This is a genomic window from Comamonas sp. AG1104, from assembly GCF_003350425.1.
GTDB classification, from domain to species: domain Bacteria; phylum Pseudomonadota; class Gammaproteobacteria; order Burkholderiales; family Burkholderiaceae_C; genus Comamonas; species Comamonas testosteroni.
On record NZ_QQAS01000004.1, the window covers coordinates 101,248 to 118,257 of the forward strand.

The 17,010-nt window shown below is 65.6% G+C and carries 15 protein-coding genes; 10 read left to right on the top strand and 5 right to left on the bottom strand.

Going from position 1 to position 17,010, the window contains the following annotated elements; translation table 11 throughout:
* Nucleotides 1-9: 9 nt before the first annotated feature.
* On the bottom strand, nucleotides 10-933 hold the full coding sequence (locus tag DFO48_RS12360) for a LysR substrate-binding domain-containing protein (RefSeq protein WP_114863581.1): 924 nt from the start codon (nucleotides 931-933) through the stop codon (nucleotides 10-12).
* Nucleotides 934-1,090: 157 nt separating this feature from the next.
* Here DFO48_RS12360 and DFO48_RS12365 point away from each other — a divergent pair, with 157 nt between their 5' ends.
* Complete coding sequence (locus tag DFO48_RS12365) at nucleotides 1,091-2,374, top strand: CaiB/BaiF CoA-transferase family protein (protein ID WP_114863827.1); 1,284 nt, start codon at nucleotides 1,091-1,093, stop codon at nucleotides 2,372-2,374.
* A gap of 50 nt (nucleotides 2,375-2,424) precedes the next feature.
* Here the strand turns inward: DFO48_RS12365 and DFO48_RS12370 are convergent, their stop codons facing one another.
* Nucleotides 2,425-3,492 carry a nitronate monooxygenase family protein gene (locus tag DFO48_RS12370; protein WP_114863582.1) on the bottom strand — a complete coding sequence of 356 codons (1,068 nt, stop codon included), beginning with the start codon at nucleotides 3,490-3,492 and terminating at the stop codon, nucleotides 2,425-2,427.
* Between the two features lie 34 nt (nucleotides 3,493-3,526).
* On the bottom strand, nucleotides 3,527-4,708 hold the full coding sequence (locus DFO48_RS12375; RefSeq protein ID WP_003071751.1) for a YbfB/YjiJ family MFS transporter: 1,182 nt from the start codon (nucleotides 4,706-4,708) through the stop codon (nucleotides 3,527-3,529).
* Between the two features lie 108 nt (nucleotides 4,709-4,816).
* Here DFO48_RS12375 and DFO48_RS12380 point away from each other — a divergent pair, with 108 nt between their 5' ends.
* Nucleotides 4,817-5,746, top strand: coding sequence for a LysR substrate-binding domain-containing protein (locus DFO48_RS12380; RefSeq protein ID WP_114863583.1), 930 nt, complete (start codon nucleotides 4,817-4,819; stop codon nucleotides 5,744-5,746).
* Nucleotides 5,747-5,759: 13 nt separating this feature from the next.
* Here the strand turns inward: DFO48_RS12380 and DFO48_RS12385 are convergent, their stop codons facing one another.
* Together DFO48_RS12385 and DFO48_RS12390 are read right to left on the bottom strand one after the other, a co-directional pair.
* Nucleotides 5,760-7,298, bottom strand: a complete 1,539-nt coding sequence (locus DFO48_RS12385) for a YifB family Mg chelatase-like AAA ATPase (RefSeq protein WP_114863584.1) — start codon at nucleotides 7,296-7,298, stop codon at nucleotides 5,760-5,762.
* Nucleotides 7,299-7,382: 84 nt separating this feature from the next.
* Nucleotides 7,383-7,931 carry a MarR family winged helix-turn-helix transcriptional regulator gene (locus DFO48_RS12390; RefSeq protein WP_114863585.1) on the bottom strand — a complete coding sequence of 183 codons (549 nt, stop codon included), beginning with the start codon at nucleotides 7,929-7,931 and terminating at the stop codon, nucleotides 7,383-7,385.
* Nucleotides 7,932-8,023: 92 nt separating this feature from the next.
* On the opposite strand from DFO48_RS12390, the gene DFO48_RS12395 reads away from it, so the two are divergent.
* From DFO48_RS12395 to glcF, 8 genes are all read left to right on the top strand, one after another.
* Nucleotides 8,024-8,995 (top strand): tripartite tricarboxylate transporter substrate binding protein, encoded by a 972-nt coding sequence (locus tag DFO48_RS12395; protein ID WP_114863586.1) that lies wholly within the window; start codon nucleotides 8,024-8,026, stop codon nucleotides 8,993-8,995.
* A 129-nt stretch (nucleotides 8,996-9,124) separates the two neighbouring features.
* A complete protein-coding gene (locus DFO48_RS12400) occupies nucleotides 9,125-10,117 on the top strand; it encodes a Bug family tripartite tricarboxylate transporter substrate binding protein (protein ID WP_114863828.1) in 993 nt (330 codons plus the stop codon).
* A 113-nt stretch (nucleotides 10,118-10,230) separates the two neighbouring features.
* Complete coding sequence (locus DFO48_RS12405) at nucleotides 10,231-11,559, top strand: sulfatase (RefSeq protein WP_114863587.1); 1,329 nt, start codon at nucleotides 10,231-10,233, stop codon at nucleotides 11,557-11,559.
* Nucleotides 11,560-11,933: 374 nt separating this feature from the next.
* Nucleotides 11,934-12,686, top strand: coding sequence for a TorF family putative porin (locus DFO48_RS12410; protein WP_114863588.1), 753 nt, complete (start codon nucleotides 11,934-11,936; stop codon nucleotides 12,684-12,686).
* Between the two features lie 17 nt (nucleotides 12,687-12,703).
* On the top strand, nucleotides 12,704-13,042 hold the full coding sequence (glnK, locus tag DFO48_RS12415; protein ID WP_003059648.1) for a P-II family nitrogen regulator: 339 nt from the start codon (nucleotides 12,704-12,706) through the stop codon (nucleotides 13,040-13,042).
* Nucleotides 13,043-13,081: 39 nt separating this feature from the next.
* Complete coding sequence (locus DFO48_RS12420; RefSeq protein WP_003071764.1) at nucleotides 13,082-14,434, top strand: ammonium transporter; 1,353 nt, start codon at nucleotides 13,082-13,084, stop codon at nucleotides 14,432-14,434.
* A 132-nt stretch (nucleotides 14,435-14,566) separates the two neighbouring features.
* Nucleotides 14,567-15,715 (top strand): glycolate oxidase subunit GlcE, encoded by a 1,149-nt coding sequence (gene glcE, locus DFO48_RS12425; RefSeq protein ID WP_114863589.1) that lies wholly within the window; start codon nucleotides 14,567-14,569, stop codon nucleotides 15,713-15,715.
* An 18-nt stretch (nucleotides 15,716-15,733) separates the two neighbouring features.
* Complete coding sequence (glcF, locus tag DFO48_RS12430) at nucleotides 15,734-16,987, top strand: glycolate oxidase subunit GlcF (RefSeq protein WP_003071768.1); 1,254 nt, start codon at nucleotides 15,734-15,736, stop codon at nucleotides 16,985-16,987.
* Nucleotides 16,988-17,010 lie beyond the last annotated feature (23 nt).

Below are 17,010 nucleotides of genomic sequence, written 5' to 3' on the forward strand. Positions count from 1 at the left end.
CTTGCGCTCCTAAAGCAGCTCACCGGTATCGGACGTTCCCGCAGCGTCGATCACCAGCATCTGCACCAGCTCCTTGGCAAAACTGGGCAGCGCATCCAGGCTGCGCATGCAGATCTGCATATCGCGTACCGACCAGGCATCCGACAGCGGCACGATGGCGATGTTCATGACCGCCGCATGGCGGCTGGCCGCCGACTCCGGCAGCACGCCCACACCCACGCCGGACTCGATCATGCGGCATGCCGTCTCGAAGTTGCCAACCTGGATGCGCTGCTTGATGGGCTTGTGCAGATGGTCCGAGGCCTGACGCAGAAAAGCATGGATGGCACTGGACTCGTGCAGGCCCACATAGTCCAGATCCAGCGTGTCGGAAAACGCCAGCTGCATCTCCCCATCCAGCGCATGCCCCTTGGGCACCACCAACACCAGCCTGTCCTTGCGATAGGGCAGGGTTTCCAGGTTCTCTGTACGCACCAGACCGGCCACGATGCCGATGTCGGTCTGCCCTTCGGTCACGGCGCGCACGATGTCGTGGGACAGGCGCTCGCGCAGATCCACATTCACATCCGGATTGCGGCCCAGAAACTCGCGCAATACCGGCGGCAGGAATTCGCTCAGCGAGGTGGTGTTGGCATACACGCGCAGATGGCCCTTGATGCCACGCACATACTCCTGCATGTCACCACGCAGATGCTCGATCTGGCTGAGCACCATGCGCGCATGGGTCACAAACGCCTGGCCGGGCGGCGTCAGGGTCACGCCCTGGCTGGTGCGATAGAGCAGCTTGGTGCCGATGCTGTCTTCCAGATTCTTGATGCGCGTGCTGGCAGCCGGCAGCGAAATGCACGAGAGCTCGGCGCCACGAGTCATGCTGTTGGCCTCCGCGATATGGGTCATCAAGCGCAGGTCTACGAGGTCAAAGTGCATGGACATGGCTTCATTGTATGAACGCAGCCAGTGATCGGCTGTCGCGGATTGGCGCGGCTGGCCCGGATAAACCCGGCTTCCACAAATGCGAAACACGCGGCGACCGGGCTTGCCTACGATGGCTGCCAGCCCCTTCGCGGACCTGAACTCTCTTTTCGCTTCCATGACTGCTGCTGCCCCCGACTCTTCCGCCACTTCCCGCACAGGTGCCCTGAGCCATCTGCGCGTGCTGGACCTCTCCCGCGTGCTCGCCGGCCCCTGGTGCACACAGAATCTGGCCGATATGGGCGCCGACGTGATCAAGATCGAAAAGCCCGGCGAAGGCGATGACACCCGCCACTGGGGCCCGCCCTTTTTTGCCGATGCACAGGGCGATGCATCTGCACACGCCTGCTACTTCGCGGCCTGCAACCGCAACAAGCGCTCGGTCACGGTCGACATGGCGACCCCGGAAGGCCAGGCCATCATCCGCGAGCTGGCCAAGGACAGCGACATCGTGGTGGAGAACTTCAAGACCGGCGGCCTGCAGCGCTATGGACTGGACTACGCCAGCCTCGCGGCCCTCAACCCCCGTCTGATCTACTGCTCCGTCACCGGCTTCGGCCATACCGGGCCCTATGCGCCGCGCGCAGGTTACGACCTGCTGATCCAGGCCATGAGCGGTCTGATGAGCATTACCGGCCGCGCGGACAGCGAGCCCGGCGGCGGCCCCTTGCGCGTGGGTGTGGCCGTGATCGATCTGTTCACCGGCATGTATGCCACCAGCGCCATTCTGAGCGCTCTGGAAGCACGACACCACACAGGTCGAGGCCAGCATATCGATATGGCGCTGCTGGACGTGGCCATGGCAGTGCTGGCCAACCAGGGCACAGGTTTCCTGAACACCGGGAGCATTCCGGGCCGCCAGGGCAACACCCACCCCAGCGTGGTTCCTTATCAGGACTTTCCCACGGCCGACGGCAATATGCTGCTGGCGATCGGCAACGATGGGCAGTTCGCACGCTTTTGCGAAGCGGCCGGCGTGGTCTGGCACCATGACGCGCGCTTCACCACGAACGCGGGCCGGGTCATTCACCGCGTGGAGATGGTGACCATGATGTCCGAGCTGACCGTCAGCCGCAGCACGGCCGACTGGATCGCGCTGCTGGAAGCCAGCGCCGTGCCCTGCGGCCCCATCAACAACATCCATCAGGCCTTTGAAGACCCCCAAGTGCAGGCACGTGGCCTGCGCATCACGCAGCAGCGCTACCCGGATGGACAGCTGCCGCAGGGCGAGTGCATCAACCAGGTGGTCACCACAGCCAGCCCTTTGCGCCTGTCCGACACTCCGGCAACACTGCGTTATGCGCCTCCAGCCCTGGGCCAGCACACCGAGGAGGTGTTGCGTGAAAGACTGCAGCTCGACGCTGCGCAACTGCAGGCGCTGCGCGAAAAACAGGTCCTCTAGCTTCGCAAGACCGCACCATGCCTTGCTGGGTGGCCCGCGCCTGATCCGGGCTAAGCCGAAGTCGCCGCATCCAGCTCCTGCGCCAGCGTGCGCACGAGTTCGGCGGCAGGGAGGGCGCGAGCCAGCGGTGCGCCCTGCCCGGCCCAGTGCGCGGCATAGTCGGTGCTGCCCTGCGCGCTGGCTGCCTGGTGCAGCGCCTTGCCTGCGTCATACACCATGGGATAGGCGGGCAGTGCTCCCGCATAGTCTCGTCCCAGCTGGTGCAGACGGTTGAACATGCCGCGCGCAGGACGACCGGAAATAGCAGCGGTGATGGCCGTGTGCCGTGCGCTGTCGCCTTGCAGCTCGGCGCGGTAGGCCTGGCTGGCTGCGGATTCGGGGCAGAGTATGAAGGCCGTACCCATCTGCACGGCACAGGCTCCGAGCTGCAGCGCAGCGGCAATGCCCGCGCCGTCCATGATGCCGCCTGCGGCGACCACGGGCAGGCGGGACTCGCGCGCCAGCAGCCGCACCAGCGCCATGGTTCCCAGCAGCCTGTCCTGCTCGGGCACGAAAGCGCCGCGATGGCCGCCCGCCTCCATGCCCTGGGCCACGATCACATCCACCCCGGCCTGCTCGATCTGGCGCGCCTCATCGAGACTGGTGGCACAGGCCAGCGTGGTGATGCCGGCCGCGCGCAAGGCATCGACAAAGCCCTGCTCCGGCAGACCAAAATGAAAGCTCACCACGGCGGGATGCAGCTCCAGCAGCATGGCCTGCAATCGCGCATTGCCCAGCGCTGACTCGTAGATGCAGCGCAGGCCAGACGGCACGGACACGCCGTAGCGCTCGAACTCCGGCGCCAGATAGCGCAGCCACTGCGCTTCGCGCTCTGCATCTGCTGCTGGCGCACGGTGACAGAAGAGGTTGACGTTGAAGGGGTGATTGGTCAGCGCACGCGTCTGTTCAATGTGCTGGCGCGCCTGCTCGAGGCCGTAGGCGCCTATGCCGACCGAACCCAGGGCGTATGCATTGCTCACGGCAGCCGCCAGCTGCGGGGTCGAGGTCCCGGCCATCGGGGCCTGAATGATGGGATGCTGCAGACCCAGGCCTGTCATCCACAAAGGTAGTTTGCTCATCGTGCGTCTCCTGGTTCTCACTTCTCGATATGGATCATTGCGCCGCGCGGGCCAGGCGGCTGGAGGCCACCAGCAGCGCCCCGAGGCCCAGCGCCGCGCAGCCCAGCACGAACAGCTGGCGATAGCTGCCGCTGCTGGCGTAGACAAATGCCATCAGATAGCCGGAGCTGGCCTGCAACAGCGCAAATGCCGCCGTGGCATAGCCCCACATTTTCTTGTGCTGGCCGGGGCCGATGAGCTGCATCAGATAACCCGAGGTGATGGCCGCCATGCCCGGTGACAGCGCCCCCACCACAAAACCCGACAGCGCATGACCGCCGAAACCGGCCCAGACCAGCGGCAGGCCGATGGCCACGGCCTTGAGGGCATAGGCGCCCGTGGTCGTTCCCCACCAGCCCCAGCGCGTGGCACAGTAGGCCGCACACAGCGGCCCGATCATCGCGCCAAGCCCGAAGAATGCCCATTGCGTCGAAGCATAGGCGCCGCCCAGCTGCAGCTCGCGATCCAGGTAGTCCACCCAGAACACGGTGTGCGGCACAAAGCCGAAGGCGTCGCAGGCATAGGCGGTCAACACCAGGATCACCGCCAGGCTCCATGGCGTTGCACCGGAAGTTGCGGCCGTCGCCGTGGGCTGGACCGCCACCGGCGCATTCAGCGGGATCTGGCGCGCAGCATGCCAGCCGCTGTAGAGCGCCAGCGCACATAGCGCCGTCAGCGCCCACCAGACGGCGCTCAGGCTGCTGCGCGCAAACATGGGCACCAGGGTGGCGGCCAGCAAGGCGCCCACGCCAATGCCGCAGAACATCAGCGGGCCCAGCGTGGCACGGCGCTGCGGCGCGGCCGCAGCCATGGCCACCGAAGGGCCCAGCACCATCAGCGCGGCCCCGGCAATGCCAGAGATCAGCCGCCAGACAAAGAACAGGGCCATGGGCTGGGGCAGGCTGCAGCCGGCAAAGCTCAGCATTACGGCCACCCAGCAGATCACCAGCACGCGCAGCGCGCCCATGCGCTCGGCCAGCGGCGCGGCGACCAGAGCCCCGATCAGATAGCCGAGCAGATTGGCTGCCCCCAGATAAGCCACCTGCTCGCCGCTGAACCAGCCCGCATGCACCATCTGCGGCATCAGCGCCGTATAGGCGAAACGGGCCAGACCGACGCCGCTCAGGGTGGCCATGAAGCCGGTCAACAGCAGGGGAAGTTCTTTGCGTTCGATCACAGCTCGGGTTCCAGGGAAATTTGCATCAAGCCTAATCGCTGCGACTCAATCATGTCCAATGATTCAAAATGATGACTTGCATCTCAATTCAAGATATTGGAGCCGCATATGCAACTCAAATCCCTGCGCATGTTCGAAGCCGTCTGCGAAAGCGGCAGCTTTGGTGCCGCTGCCCAGCGGCTGCACACCGTGCAATCCAATGTCACGGCCCATATCAAAAAGCTCGAGGATGAAGCAGGCGTGCAGCTGCTGATGCGGGCCAGCCCGGTCTTTCCCACTCCGGCCGGACGCACGCTGCTGGAGTCTGCGCGGCAGATGCTGCAGTCGCACGACCAGGTGCTGGCCATGCTGCAAGCCCGGCAGTTTGCAGCCGGCCAGGTCAAGGGCGCCTTGCGCATAGGCTCGATGGAAACCACGGCCGCACTGCGTCTGCCGCCTCTGCTGGCCGAGTTGCGCAGGCTGCATCCGGATATCGACCTGGAACTGGACGCCCAGCCCACGGCTGCATTGCTGATGGAGCTGGCGGCCGGTCGCATCGACTGTGCCTTCATCAACGGTGCCGCACCACAGAGCGAGCTGCAATCCTGGCCCGTGTTCCGCGAAGAGCTGGTGCTGGTCAGCGGACAGCCGCTGACGCGCTTCCCCACCGCCGCAGAGTTCAGCAGCTCCGTGTTTCTGGCCTTTCGCCAGGGCTGCAGCTATCGCCAGCGGATCGAGCTGCTGATGGCCTCCATGGGTGTGACGGCGGTACGCATCATGGAGCTGGGCATGCTGGACACCATCCTCGGCTGCGTGGCCGCCGGCATGGGCTATGCGCTGCTGTCGCGCTCGCTGGTCGAAGCCCAGCAGCAGCGCTTTGGCGTGCACTGGATGACTCTGCCCGGCAAGAGCGGGCAGGAGCTGGCCTTTGTCGACACCTGTTTTGTGACTGCTGCCGTACAAGGCTGGTCGCCGGCACTGCATGCATTTGCGCAGGTACTGGGTGTCCATCCGCATGCCACACAGGCACAGCCCGTGGCGCTGGCTCTTGCCGCCTGAGGGCGGCAGGACCTCACGGCTGCATCAGTGCGCGGCGGTATTGCAATGCCTCGGCCAGATGGGTTTGCGTGATGGCATCCGAGTCCGCCAGATCGGCAATGGTTCGCGCCACCTTCAAGGCCCGGTGCGTGCCGCGTGCCGACCAGCCAAGGCGCGCCGCAGCCTTGTGCGCAAAGGTCAGCGCCTCGGGCTCCAGCTGCAGATGCGTGTCGAGCTGCACCCCCTGCAACTGATGATTGGGCAGGCCCTGACGCTGCAAGGCCTTGTCTCTGGCTGCAATCACACGTTGCTGCACGGCAGCGCTGCTCTCGCCTTCGGGCGCTGCCAGCAACTCCTCGGGCGACAGTGCCGCCACCTCCACATGCAGATCGATACGGTCCAGCAAGGGACCGCTGATGCGTGCCTGATAACGTGCCACCTGATCGGGCGAGCAGCGGCAGGCCCTCACGCGCGAGCCCCAGTAGCCGCAGGGGCAGGGGTTCATGGCTGCCACCAGCTGGAAACGGGCCGGAAACTCCGCCCTCTGCACGGCCCGCACGATGGTGATGCGCCCGGTCTCCAGCGGCTCGCGCAAGGCCTCCAGGGCACTGCGCGCGAACTCGGGCAACTCGTCCAGAAAAAGCGCCCCGCAATGGGCATATGAAATCTCGCCAGGCCGGGGCGGAGAGCCGCCGCCGACCAGCGCGATGGAGCTGGCCGTGTGATGGGGAGCGGCAAACGGCCGCTGGCGCCACAGCTGCGGCGTGAAACGACCGCTGAGGCTGGCAATGGCTGCGGCTTCGAGCGCTTCCTCATCGGTCATGCCGGGCAGCAAACCCGCAAAGCGCTGGGCCAGCATGGATTTCCCCGAGCCCGGAGGGCCGATCATCAGCACACCATGCGCGCCGGCAGCTGCAATTTCAAGCGCGCGCTTGGCCTGCATCTGGCCGCGCACCTCGCGCAGATCCAGCGACTGCAAAGAGGCTTCGGCAGGTCTGGAGTGCACCCGCTGCCAGCCCTCCGCGTCATCGCCCTGCTCCGACGCGGTGGCGTCATGCGCGATGAACTGCCTGACCACATCCAGCAGATGCGCGGCGCCGAAGACTTCGATAGCCGGCACGAAAGCAGCCTCCAGCGCACTGTCCGGCGGCAGCACCAGCCGCACACGCTGCTGCTGACGCTGCAAGGCAAGCGCCGTAGCCAGAGCCCCGCGCACCGGACGCAGGGCACCGGTCAGGGACAGCTCTCCCGCGAACTCATAATCGGCGAGCCGCTGTGCATCGATCTGCCCGCTGGCCGCCAGAATTCCCAGCGCTATCGGCAGGTCAAATCGGCCTGAGTCCTTGGGCAGGTCTGCCGGAGCCAGGTTGACCGTGATGCGCTGGTTGTTCGGGAACTGCAGCCCCGCATTGACGATGGCAGCGCGTACGCGCTCGCGGGCCTCCTTGACCTCCACATCTGCCAGGCCCACCAGCGTGAACGAAGGCAGTCCGTTGGCCAGATGGACCTCCACCGTGACGGCCGGTGCCTGCAGGCCCAGCAGGGCACGACTTTGAACCAGTGCCAGACCCATCACGCCCCTCCCCTTCAAGCCGGACTGTAGGGCCTAGCGTATGCGCCAGCGGCTCAAACAGGCAATAGGGTTGTGCACAGGCCGTCAGCCGGCGGCGTCATCGCGGGCGGGCTGTTTGCCCGCTGCCCGGCCACGACGTCGTTCGGCCTTGGGAAAGCTGCCCTGCTCCTGCATGAGCGCCGCCCTGGTGCGCACGCGCTCGAAGACCTGCGACAGCACCTGAAGCTCGGCATCGCTGACGTCGCCGAGCAGCTCCTGGTTGATCGCCTGTATCTGCGGAAACAGCTGGGTGTGCAGCGCCAGCCCGGCGTCCGTCAGCTGCACCATGGCCTGGCGCCCGTCGCCGGCCATGCCCTGCTTGTGCAGAAGCCCCTTGGCAATCAGCGTGGAGATGGTGCGCGAGGTGCGCGTGCGATCGAGCTGTGCCAGCTCTGCGAGCCCGGACGGCTGCATGGCGCCCTTGGTGGCCAGCAGACCGATCATGCGCCACTCGCGCCGGGTAATGCCGAAGCCGCCCTCGCACAGGCGCACCACCATGGTCCCGGTCGAGCTCATCAGGCAGGCCAGATGGTAGAGGAACAGATCGTCCAGCTCGGACGGCTGCCGCCAGGGGTGGCGCTGCGCCTTGGTCATGGGAGTTTGTGGGTTTTCTCTAGGAATGATGGATTAGATCCATTATCGAGTCACTGCTTACAGTGGCTCCAAAGAAAACGACAGGAGACACCATGCCTTGCACCCGTATCGCCCGCCGCACTCTGGCCGGGCTGGCGGCCGCCGCGCTGCTCACGGCAGCCCATGCGGCCGACACCTGGCCCGCCAAGCCCATACGCATCATCGTTCCCACACCGCCCGCCGGCCCCTCCGACATCGCCGTGCGCCCGCTCGCGGCGGCCGTGCAGAAGGCGCTCGGGCAGGCCGTGATCGTGGAGAACCGTGCCGGTGCCAACGGCAATATCGGTGCGGCCGAGGTCGCGCGAGCCCCGGCCGACGGCTACACCTGGCTGTGGGCCATGGACCCGGTGCTCACCGTCAACAAGCATATCTACAAGAACATCGGCTACTCCAGCGATGCCATTGTGGTGCTCAATGCCGCCGCCAGGTTCTCGCAGACCCTGATCTGCAACCCCGGCCTCGGCTTCAAGTCCGTCAAGGACATGCTGGAGGCCGCCAAGACGCGCGAGCTGACCTATGCCACGGGCGGCGCGGGCTCGCCCGGCCATCTGGTCATGGAGTCGCTGCTGTCGGGCACCGGCGTGAAGATGGTGCATGTGCCCTACAAGGGGCCGGCACCGGCCATGCAGGATCTGATGGGTGGCCAGGTGGACTGCGGCTTCCTGGCTGCCCCCACGGTGCTGCCCCAGATCCAGAGCGGCCGGGTCACCGCGCTGGCCACCACGGGGCGCACGCGCTCGCCCCTGCTGCCGGCGCTGCCCACGATTGCCGAGTCGGGCTACCCCGATTTCGACGGCACCTACTGGCTGCTGCTGGCGGCTCCCAAGGGTGTTCCTGCCGATATCCAGAAGCGCTTTCTCGCAGCCATGGATGCCGCCATACGCTCGCCACAGCAGCAGGAGCGGGTCAAGGCCGTGGATATCGAGATGGTGGGCAGCAGTCCCGAGCAGGCCCAGGCCAGGGTGCGCGAGATCTCGGACAAATGGGAAGCGCTGGCCCGCAAGATCAATCTGAAACCCGATTGAGGCAGCAGGCCCTGGCGCCGGCCATCTGAGCGGCTCAGGCCAGTGCCGGCACGCACTTACACTGCCCGCTTTTCCATCAGAAATGGCGCGAGCCCTCGGCTCGGATCACAGACCAGGAGAGACATGACGATGCAAAGAAGAATCTTCGGCAAGCTCGCGGCGGGGCTTGGCCTGAGCGCAGGATTGCTGGGCAGCGGCGCGCTGCAGGCCCAGGAGGCCCATGCCCTGTTTCCCAACAAGACACCGCTGCGCATGGTGGTTGGCTATCCGCCCGGTGGCGCCACCGACCGCGTGGCGCGCATCGTGGCCGACCGGCTGCAGGCCCGGCTGGGCAGCCCGGTCATCGTGGAAAACAAGCCCGGCGCGGGCGGCCGCCTGTCGGCCCAGTACGTGAAGAACGCGCCCGCCTCCCAGCCCGCCGTGCTGCTGGCCAATCCCGCCGTGATGGTGGTGGCGCCGCTGGTGTTCCCGGACTCGGGCTACGACCCGGAAAAGGACTTCCGCCCCATCAGCGAGGTGAACCGCTACGAGTTCGGTCTGGCAGTGGCCAGCGCCGTGCCCGTGAAGGAGCTGCCGCACCTGCTGGCCTGGCTCAAGGCCAATCCGCAGCAGGCCAATTTCGGCGTGCCGGCCACGGGCAGCCTGCCGCACTTCTTCGCGCTGATGCTGGGCGAGGCCGCCAAGGTGCCGGTCGAGGTCGTGGGCTACAAGGGCTCAGGCCCGCTGCTCACGGACCTGATGGGCGGGCAGATCCCCATTGCCGTGGACACCCTGGACACCCAGATTGCCCAGCACGAAGCGGGCAAGCTGCGCGTGCTGGCCACCTCGGGCGAGCGCCGCAGCAACATGGCGCCTGGCATTCCCACACTCAAGGAGCTGGGCGTGAACCTGGTCGGCACGGGCTGGAATACCTTGTTCGCGCCGCAAAGCATGGCGCCAGCCACGGTGCAGCGCCTGTCGCAGCTGGTGCAGGAGGTGATGAAGGAAGCCGACACGCAGCACAAGTTCGCCGTCTCCAACCTGGTGCCCGTGGTCAGCAGCGCGCAGGAGACGGAAAAAATGCTCAAGGCCTACCGCGCGCAATGGTCGCCGGTGGTGCAGCGCTCGGGCTTCAAGCCCTGATATTTGAGGAGCACCTATCGCTTGTTACCAAACATTTTCAGCATTAAATCTATTCAGAATCCTTGCATAACAAGCGATAGAAGCTCCTTTTTTTGAATGTTCTCCGTTCTCTCATGACCGACTCCCGCCCCAATCTGATCTTCATCCTGGCCGATGACCTCGGCTATGCCGACCTGGGCTGCACCGGTGCGCGCGATGCGCACAACAACGCCACCGACGTCTCGCCGCGCCTGGACGCCATGGCCGCCCAGGGCCTGCGCTTCACGCGCGGCTACTCCAACTCGTCGGTGTGCTCGCCCACGCGCTTTGCGCTGGCCACGGGCCGCTGGCAGTACCGCCTGCGCGGTGCGGCCGAGGAGCCCATCGCCAGCGTGCATGGCGACAAGGTGCTGGGCCTGCCGCCCGATCACCCCACGGTGGCCTCGCTGCTGCGCGACGCCGGCTATGCCACGGCCCTGGTCGGCAAATGGCATCTGGGCTACCCCCCGCATTTCGGCCCGCGCCTGTCGGGCTACGAGGAGTTCTACGGCTTTCACGCCGGCGGCGCCGACTACTTCGCCCACTGCGATCCGCGCGGGCGCCCCGACTTCTGGCGCAACGAGGAGCCGCACACCGAAGACGGCTACCTGACCGATCTGCTGAGCCGCCGCGCCGTGGACTTCGTCAAACGCCAGACGGCCAAGCAGCCCTTCTACCTCTCGCTGCACTACAGCGCGCCGCACTGGCCCTGGCTGACGCGCGAGGACCGCGCCGAGTCCGAACGCCTGCAAGGCATGGGCAAGCATATCGACGGCGGCTCCATCGACACCTATCAGCGCATGATCCATCACATGGACGAAGGCATCGGCTGGCTGCTGGATGCGCTGGAGGAAAAAGGCATGAGCGAGAACACGCTCATCGTCTTCACCAGCGACAACGGCGGCGAGCGCTTCTCCAATACCTGGCCTTTCGTGGGCCAGAAGATGGATCTGCTCGAAGGCGGCATCCGCGTACCTTTGCTGGCACGCTGGCCGGCGCGCATGACGGCCGGCGCCGTCTGCGACACGCCCAGCCTGACCATGGACTGGTCGGCCACCTTCCTGGCCGCTGCCGGCGTATCGGCAGATGCCGACTATCCGCTGGATGGCATCAGCCTGCTGCCCCTGATGCAGGATCAAAGCTGGATGCCCGAGCGCGACCTGGCCTGGCGCATGAAGCACCGCGAGCAAAAGGCCTTGATACGCGGCGACTGGAAATACCTGCAGATCGAGGGCATCGAATACCTGTTCAACATCGCCAGCGACCCGCGCGAGCGCGCCAATCTGCGTGATCGTGAGCCCCGGAAGCTGGCCGAGTTGCGCAGCGCCTGGGAGCTCTGGAATCGGGACCTGCCGCCGATTCCCGAAGAAGCCAAGGTCTCGCTGGTGTTCACCAAGGCAGACCTGCCCCAGGCCAGCTTCTGAGCTGCGCGCGACCTGCAAGCCCATCGCCCTGGCGATGGGCTTTTTTTGCGTCCGCGCCAAACGGAGAGCACGCACTCACTTGCAAATCACCTGTTTGGTGCAAAAAGACGCGCAAAAGCCGGGCCATGGCGGTGCATCGCAAAAACGCACCATCCTGGTGCATCCGGTTCAGGCCGCAGCCCGGGTGGCGAAAGTTGCGCACAGTGATTGTGAAAACTCGTAGCTTTTTGTACCGGGCAGCTATGGCCCGCCGCCTGTTCCAGGGCCTTGGGCAGCGAACCGCGCCGCAGCCGCCGCAGAGACTGGCACGGTCTGTGCTTTGAGAGTTCATCCGAGATTTTTGCCACGAAATTTTCAAACCGGAGGAACCCTGAATGCCTAGTCCCGCTGCAAGCCGTTTCAAGACTTTCGCCAAGACTGCCGCCCTGGCCTGCGCCGTTGTCGCCCCCATGTGGGCCCATGCCCAGCTCTCCGCCAACGTTGCCCTGACCACCAACTACAAGTTCCGTGGCCAGGATCAGGACGCCAGCCGCACCAAGGCCGTCAAGCCCGCGCTGCAAGGCGGTTTTGACTACACGTTCGGCGACAGCGGCTTCTACGTCGGCAACTGGAACTCCTCCGTGGACTGGCTGCCCGGCAACTCGCTGGAAACCGACTTCTACGGCGGCTACAAGTTCAAGGCCGCCGATGTGGACTGGGACGTGGGCATGCTGACCTATGTGTACTCGGGCAATGCCAACGGCAACACCACCGAGATCTACGGCTCCGGCACCTATGGCCCGTTCACGGCCAAGTACTCGCACACAGTGTCCAAGGACTACTTCGGCTGGGCCGGAGCCAAGGCCGGCTCGGGCCTCAAGGGTCGCAACACCGGTTATCTGCAGTTCTCCTACAGCCAGGAAGTGATGCCCAAGGTGACACTGAAAGCATCAGTTGGTTACACCCATTTCTCCAGCGACATCAAGGACCTGGGCGTTCCCAACTATGTGGACTACAGCGTCGGTGGTGCCTATGACCTGGGCGACGGCTTCTCTGCAGGTGCAGCGGTGACCGGCGCCAACAAGAAGGCCTACTTCGGCGATGTGAACAAGGCGCGTCTGATTCTGACGCTCTCCAAGACTTTTTAATTTTTCAGGAGCCCGTCATGAAAATGGTGATCGCCATCATCAAACCCTTCAAGCTCGACGAAGTGCGTGAAGCTCTTTCCCAAATCGGTGTGCAAGGCATCACCGTGACCGAAGTCAAGGGCTTTGGCCGTCAGAAGGGTCACACCGAGCTGTACCGCGGTGCCGAGTATGTGGTGGACTTTCTGCCCAAGCTCAAGATCGAGGCCGCGATTGCCGACGATCTGGTGGACGCCGCCATCGACGCCATCGAGGGCGCGGCCCGCACCGGCAAGATCGGCGACGGCAAGATCTTTGTGCAGGCGCTGGAGCAGTCGATCCGTATCCGTACAGGAGAAACCGGCGACGCGGCCCTGTAAAGGCCCAGTCTCTCTGGAACCGTTTTGAGAAAGATTGCCATGATCAAGAAACTATTGAGCGCAGGCCTGGGACTGGGCCTGCTGGCTGCCGGCGCCACCGGCTTTGCCCAGGAAGCTGCAACGGCTGCCGCCGCAGCAGCACCTGTGGCCGAAGCAGCGGCCGAGGCCGTTCCCACCCTGAGCGCCGGCGATACCGCCTGGATGCTGACCTCGACCATGCTGGTGATCCTGATGGTCATCCCCGGCCTGGCGCTGTTCTACGGCGGCCTGGTACGCAGCAAGAACATGCTGTCCGTGCTGGCACAGGTCTTCGTGATCTTTTCGCTGATCACCGTGCTGTGGGCCATCTACGGCTACTCGCTGGCCTTTGGCGGCGAGGGCAAGTTCTTCGCGGGCTTCGACAAGCTGTTCCTCATGGGCATCACGCCTGACACGCTGTCGTCCATGCTCAAGACCATCCCCGAATACGTGTTCGTGGCCTTCCAGTCCACCTTCGCCGCCATCACCGTGGCGCTGATCGTGGGAGCGTTTGCCGAGCGCATCAAGTTCGCGGCCGTGATCGTGTTCTCCGTGCTGTGGTTCACCTTCAGCTACATCCCCATGGCCCACATGGTGTGGGGCGGCGGTCTGCTGGGTGCCGATGGCGCGCTGGACTTCGCTGGCGGCACCGTGGTGCACATCAACGCCGCCGTGGCCGGCCTGGTGGGTGCCTACATGCTGGGCAAGCGCATCGGCTTCGGCAAGGAAGCGCTGCCTCCTCACAGCCTGACGCTGACCATGGTGGGCGCTTCGCTGCTGTGGGTGGGCTGGTTCGGCTTCAACGCCGGCTCCGCCGGTGCCGCCAACGGCATTGCCGGCCTGGCCTTCATCAACACCATCCTGGCCACCGGCGCCGCCGCCATCTCCTGGATCGTGGCCGAAGCGCTGCTGCGCGGCAAGGCCTCCATGCTGGGCGCCGCCTCGGGTGCCGTGGCCGGTCTGGTGACCATCACCCCCGCCGCCGGTTTCGTCGGCCCCATGGGCTCCATCGTCATGGGCATCATCGCCGGCCCTCTGTGCTTCTGGGGCGTGTCTGGCCTCAAGCACCTGCTCAAGGTTGACGATGTCTGCGACGTGTTCGGCGTCCACGGCGTCGGCGGTATCCTGGGTGCCATCCTGACCGGCGTGTTCTGCGCCAAGGGCCTGGGCGGTATCGAACCCGAGGGCTACAACATGGCCCATCAGCTGTGGGTGCAGGTCGAGAGCGTGCTGGTGACCATCGTCTGGTCCGGCGTGGTCTCCTACGTGGCCTACAAGATTGCCGATCTGACAGTGGGTCTGCGTGTCTCGGAAGAGTCCGAACGCCAGGGCCTGGACATCACATCCCATGGTGAGGTGGCCTACACCCGCTAAGCGGCAGGCTCTTCGCAAGTTCAGTTTCATTACGTTGCCCCGCAGTGCGAACTGCGGGGCTTTTTTATTCACGCCTGCTTTTCAAAAAAATCAAAGACCAGGCCTTCCTGCCCAAGGGGCGCCCCGGCTACCATGCAGGCCATGGATTCAGCCACCAGCCAAATCAATCAGCTCAGCGAGCGCATTCGCGCCGCTGCCAGTGACAAGACCCCGCTGCGCATCTGCGGCAGCGGCAGCAAGGACTTCTACGGCCTGCGTCTGCAGGGCGAGCCGCTGTCCACGCGCGCGCTCAGCGGCATCGTCAGCTACGAGCCCAGCGAGCTGGTGGTCACCGTACGCGCCGGCACGCCGCTGGCCGAGCTGGAGGCAACATTGGCCAGCCAGGGCCAGTGCCTGGCTTTCGAGCCACCGCACTTCGGCGCCGCCAGCACCGTTGGCGGCATGGTCGCCGCAGGCCTGTCGGGCCCGTCGCGTGCCAGCGTGGGCGCAGTGCGCGACTTTGTGCTGGGCCTGGAGATGATCAACGGCCAGGGCGAGCTGCTGCGCTACGGCGGCCAGGTCATGAAGAATGTGGCCGGCTATGACGTCTCGCGCCTGATGACGGGCAGCTGGGGCACGCTGGGCCTGATCACCGAGGTCAGCCTCAAGGTCCTGCCCGTGGCTCCGGCCGAGGCCACGCTGCGCTTTGACGCCTGCAGCCAGGCGCAGGCGCTGGACTGGCTCAATCACTGGGGCGGCCAGCCTCTGCCGCTCAATGCCAGCAACTGGCTGGAAGAAGACGGCAAGGGCACGTTGTATCTGCGCCTGCGCGGTGCCCGCGCGGCCGTGCAGGCCGCCACGCTGCGCCTGGGTGGCGAGCGGCTGGACAGCGACGCCGTCGCCGCCGACTGGAGCGCAAGCCGCGATCTGAACCTGCCCTGGTTCCAACAGCGCGCTGCCGATCATTGCCTGTGGCGTCTGTCCACCCCTGCGACCGCAGCGCCGCTGCCATTGCCGCAAGGCGCGGCAGGCCCGTTCATCGACTGGCATGGCGCTCAGCGCTGGGTGCAGGCCCCGCGTTCGGCCGCCGCAGCCTTGCAGCAACTCGCGCAGGCAGCTGGCGGATCCGCTTCTCTTTTCAGAGCCGAAGACGCCAGCCAGACAAGCGCCAACAGCGATCTCGATGTGCATGCACAGGCCAGCCCGGCAGGCCGCACATCGGCACAGCTGCATGCCCGGCTCAAGCAGGCCTTCGACCCCGCCGGCATTCTCAATGTGGGCCGTCTCTCGGCGCATTGGTAAGAACAAGGACAGCACCCCATGCAAACCAATCTCGCGCCCGAATACCGTGCCACGCCCGAAGGTCAGGAAGCCGAAGCCATTTTGCGCAAATGCGTGCATTGCGGCTTTTGCACCGCCACCTGCCCCACCTACCAGACCCTGGGCGACGAGCTGGACGGCCCGCGCGGCCGCATTTATCTGATCAAGCAGGTGCTGGAAGGGCAAACACCCACGCGGGCCACGCAGCTGCATCTGGACCGCTGCCTGACCTGCCGCAACTGCGAATCCACCTGCCCCAGCGGCGTGCAGTACGGCCACCTGGTCGATATCGGCCGCAAGATCGTCGATGAGCAGGTCGAGCGCCCCACGGGCGAGAAGCTGCAGCGCTGGTTGCTCAAGGAGGGCATGAATTCCCCGCTGTTCGCCCCCGCGCTGAAGCTGGGCCGCGCCGTCAAAGGTCTGTTGCCCGAGTCCCTGGGCGAAAAAATACCGACCGTCCAGGATGCCGGTGCCTGGCCCGTGCGCGAGCATGCGCGCAAGGTGCTGCTGCTGGCAGGCTGCGTGCAGCCGGCCATGATGCCGCGCATCAATTACGCCACGGCCCGCGTGCTGGACGCCGTGGGCGTGCAGACCGTGATTGCCGACAAGGCCGGCTGCTGCGGTGCGGTGAAATTCCACCTCAACGACCAGGACGGCGGCAAGGCCCAGATGCGCGCCAATATCGACGCCTGGTGGCCGCTGGTGGAACGCGGCGAGGTCGAGGCGATCGTGATGAACGCCTCGGGCTGTGGTGTCACCGTCAAGGAATACGGCCATCTGCTGCGGCTTGAGCCGCAATACGCAGACAAGGCCGCGCGCATCAGCGCCTTGACTCGCGACCTCAGCGAACTGTTGCCCGCCATGCTGCCCGAGCTGGTGGACAAGCTCAAGGACCGCGTCACGGTGCCCCCCGCTCCCGTGGCCTACCACCCGCCCTGCACGCTGCAACATGGGCAGAAGCTGCGTGGCGGCGTGGAAGCGGGCCTGCGCGAGCTGGGGTTTGATCTGCGCGTGGCGCGCACCGAATCCCATCTGTGCTGCGGCTCTGCCGGCACCTACTCGGTGCTGCAGCCCGAGATCTCGCACCAGTTGCGCGACCGCAAGATCGCCGCACTGGACGAGCCGTTCGCGCCCGAAAAGCCCGCTGCGATTCTCTCGGCCAATATGGGCTGCATCGTCCATCTGCAAAACGGCACCGAGGTCCCGGTCATGCACTGGGTGGAGCTGCTGGATCAGGCGCTGGCCGCCGGCTGACACCCCCGCATGCCACTGCAGTT

Coding starts and splice junctions, on each gene's coding strand:
- DFO48_RS12360 (WP_114863581.1), bottom strand. CDS start 933: ATGTCCATGCACTTTGACCTCGTAGACCTGCGCTTGATGACCCATATC.
- DFO48_RS12365 (WP_114863827.1), top strand. CDS start 1,091: ATGACTGCTGCTGCCCCCGACTCTTCCGCCACTTCCCGCACAGGTGCC.
- DFO48_RS12370 (WP_114863582.1), bottom strand. CDS start 3,492: ATGAGCAAACTACCTTTGTGGATGACAGGCCTGGGTCTGCAGCATCCC.
- DFO48_RS12380 (WP_114863583.1), top strand. CDS start 4,817: ATGCAACTCAAATCCCTGCGCATGTTCGAAGCCGTCTGCGAAAGCGGC.
- DFO48_RS12385 (WP_114863584.1), bottom strand. CDS start 7,298: ATGGGTCTGGCACTGGTTCAAAGTCGTGCCCTGCTGGGCCTGCAGGCA.
- DFO48_RS12390 (WP_114863585.1), bottom strand. CDS start 7,931: ATGACCAAGGCGCAGCGCCACCCCTGGCGGCAGCCGTCCGAGCTGGAC.
- DFO48_RS12395 (WP_114863586.1), top strand. CDS start 8,024: ATGCCTTGCACCCGTATCGCCCGCCGCACTCTGGCCGGGCTGGCGGCC.
- DFO48_RS12400 (WP_114863828.1), top strand. CDS start 9,125: ATGCAAAGAAGAATCTTCGGCAAGCTCGCGGCGGGGCTTGGCCTGAGC.
- DFO48_RS12405 (WP_114863587.1), top strand. CDS start 10,231: ATGACCGACTCCCGCCCCAATCTGATCTTCATCCTGGCCGATGACCTC.
- DFO48_RS12410 (WP_114863588.1), top strand. CDS start 11,934: ATGCCTAGTCCCGCTGCAAGCCGTTTCAAGACTTTCGCCAAGACTGCC.
- glnK (WP_003059648.1), top strand. CDS start 12,704: ATGAAAATGGTGATCGCCATCATCAAACCCTTCAAGCTCGACGAAGTG.
- DFO48_RS12420 (WP_003071764.1), top strand. CDS start 13,082: ATGATCAAGAAACTATTGAGCGCAGGCCTGGGACTGGGCCTGCTGGCT.
- glcE (WP_114863589.1), top strand. CDS start 14,567: ATGCAGGCCATGGATTCAGCCACCAGCCAAATCAATCAGCTCAGCGAG.
- glcF (WP_003071768.1), top strand. CDS start 15,734: ATGCAAACCAATCTCGCGCCCGAATACCGTGCCACGCCCGAAGGTCAG.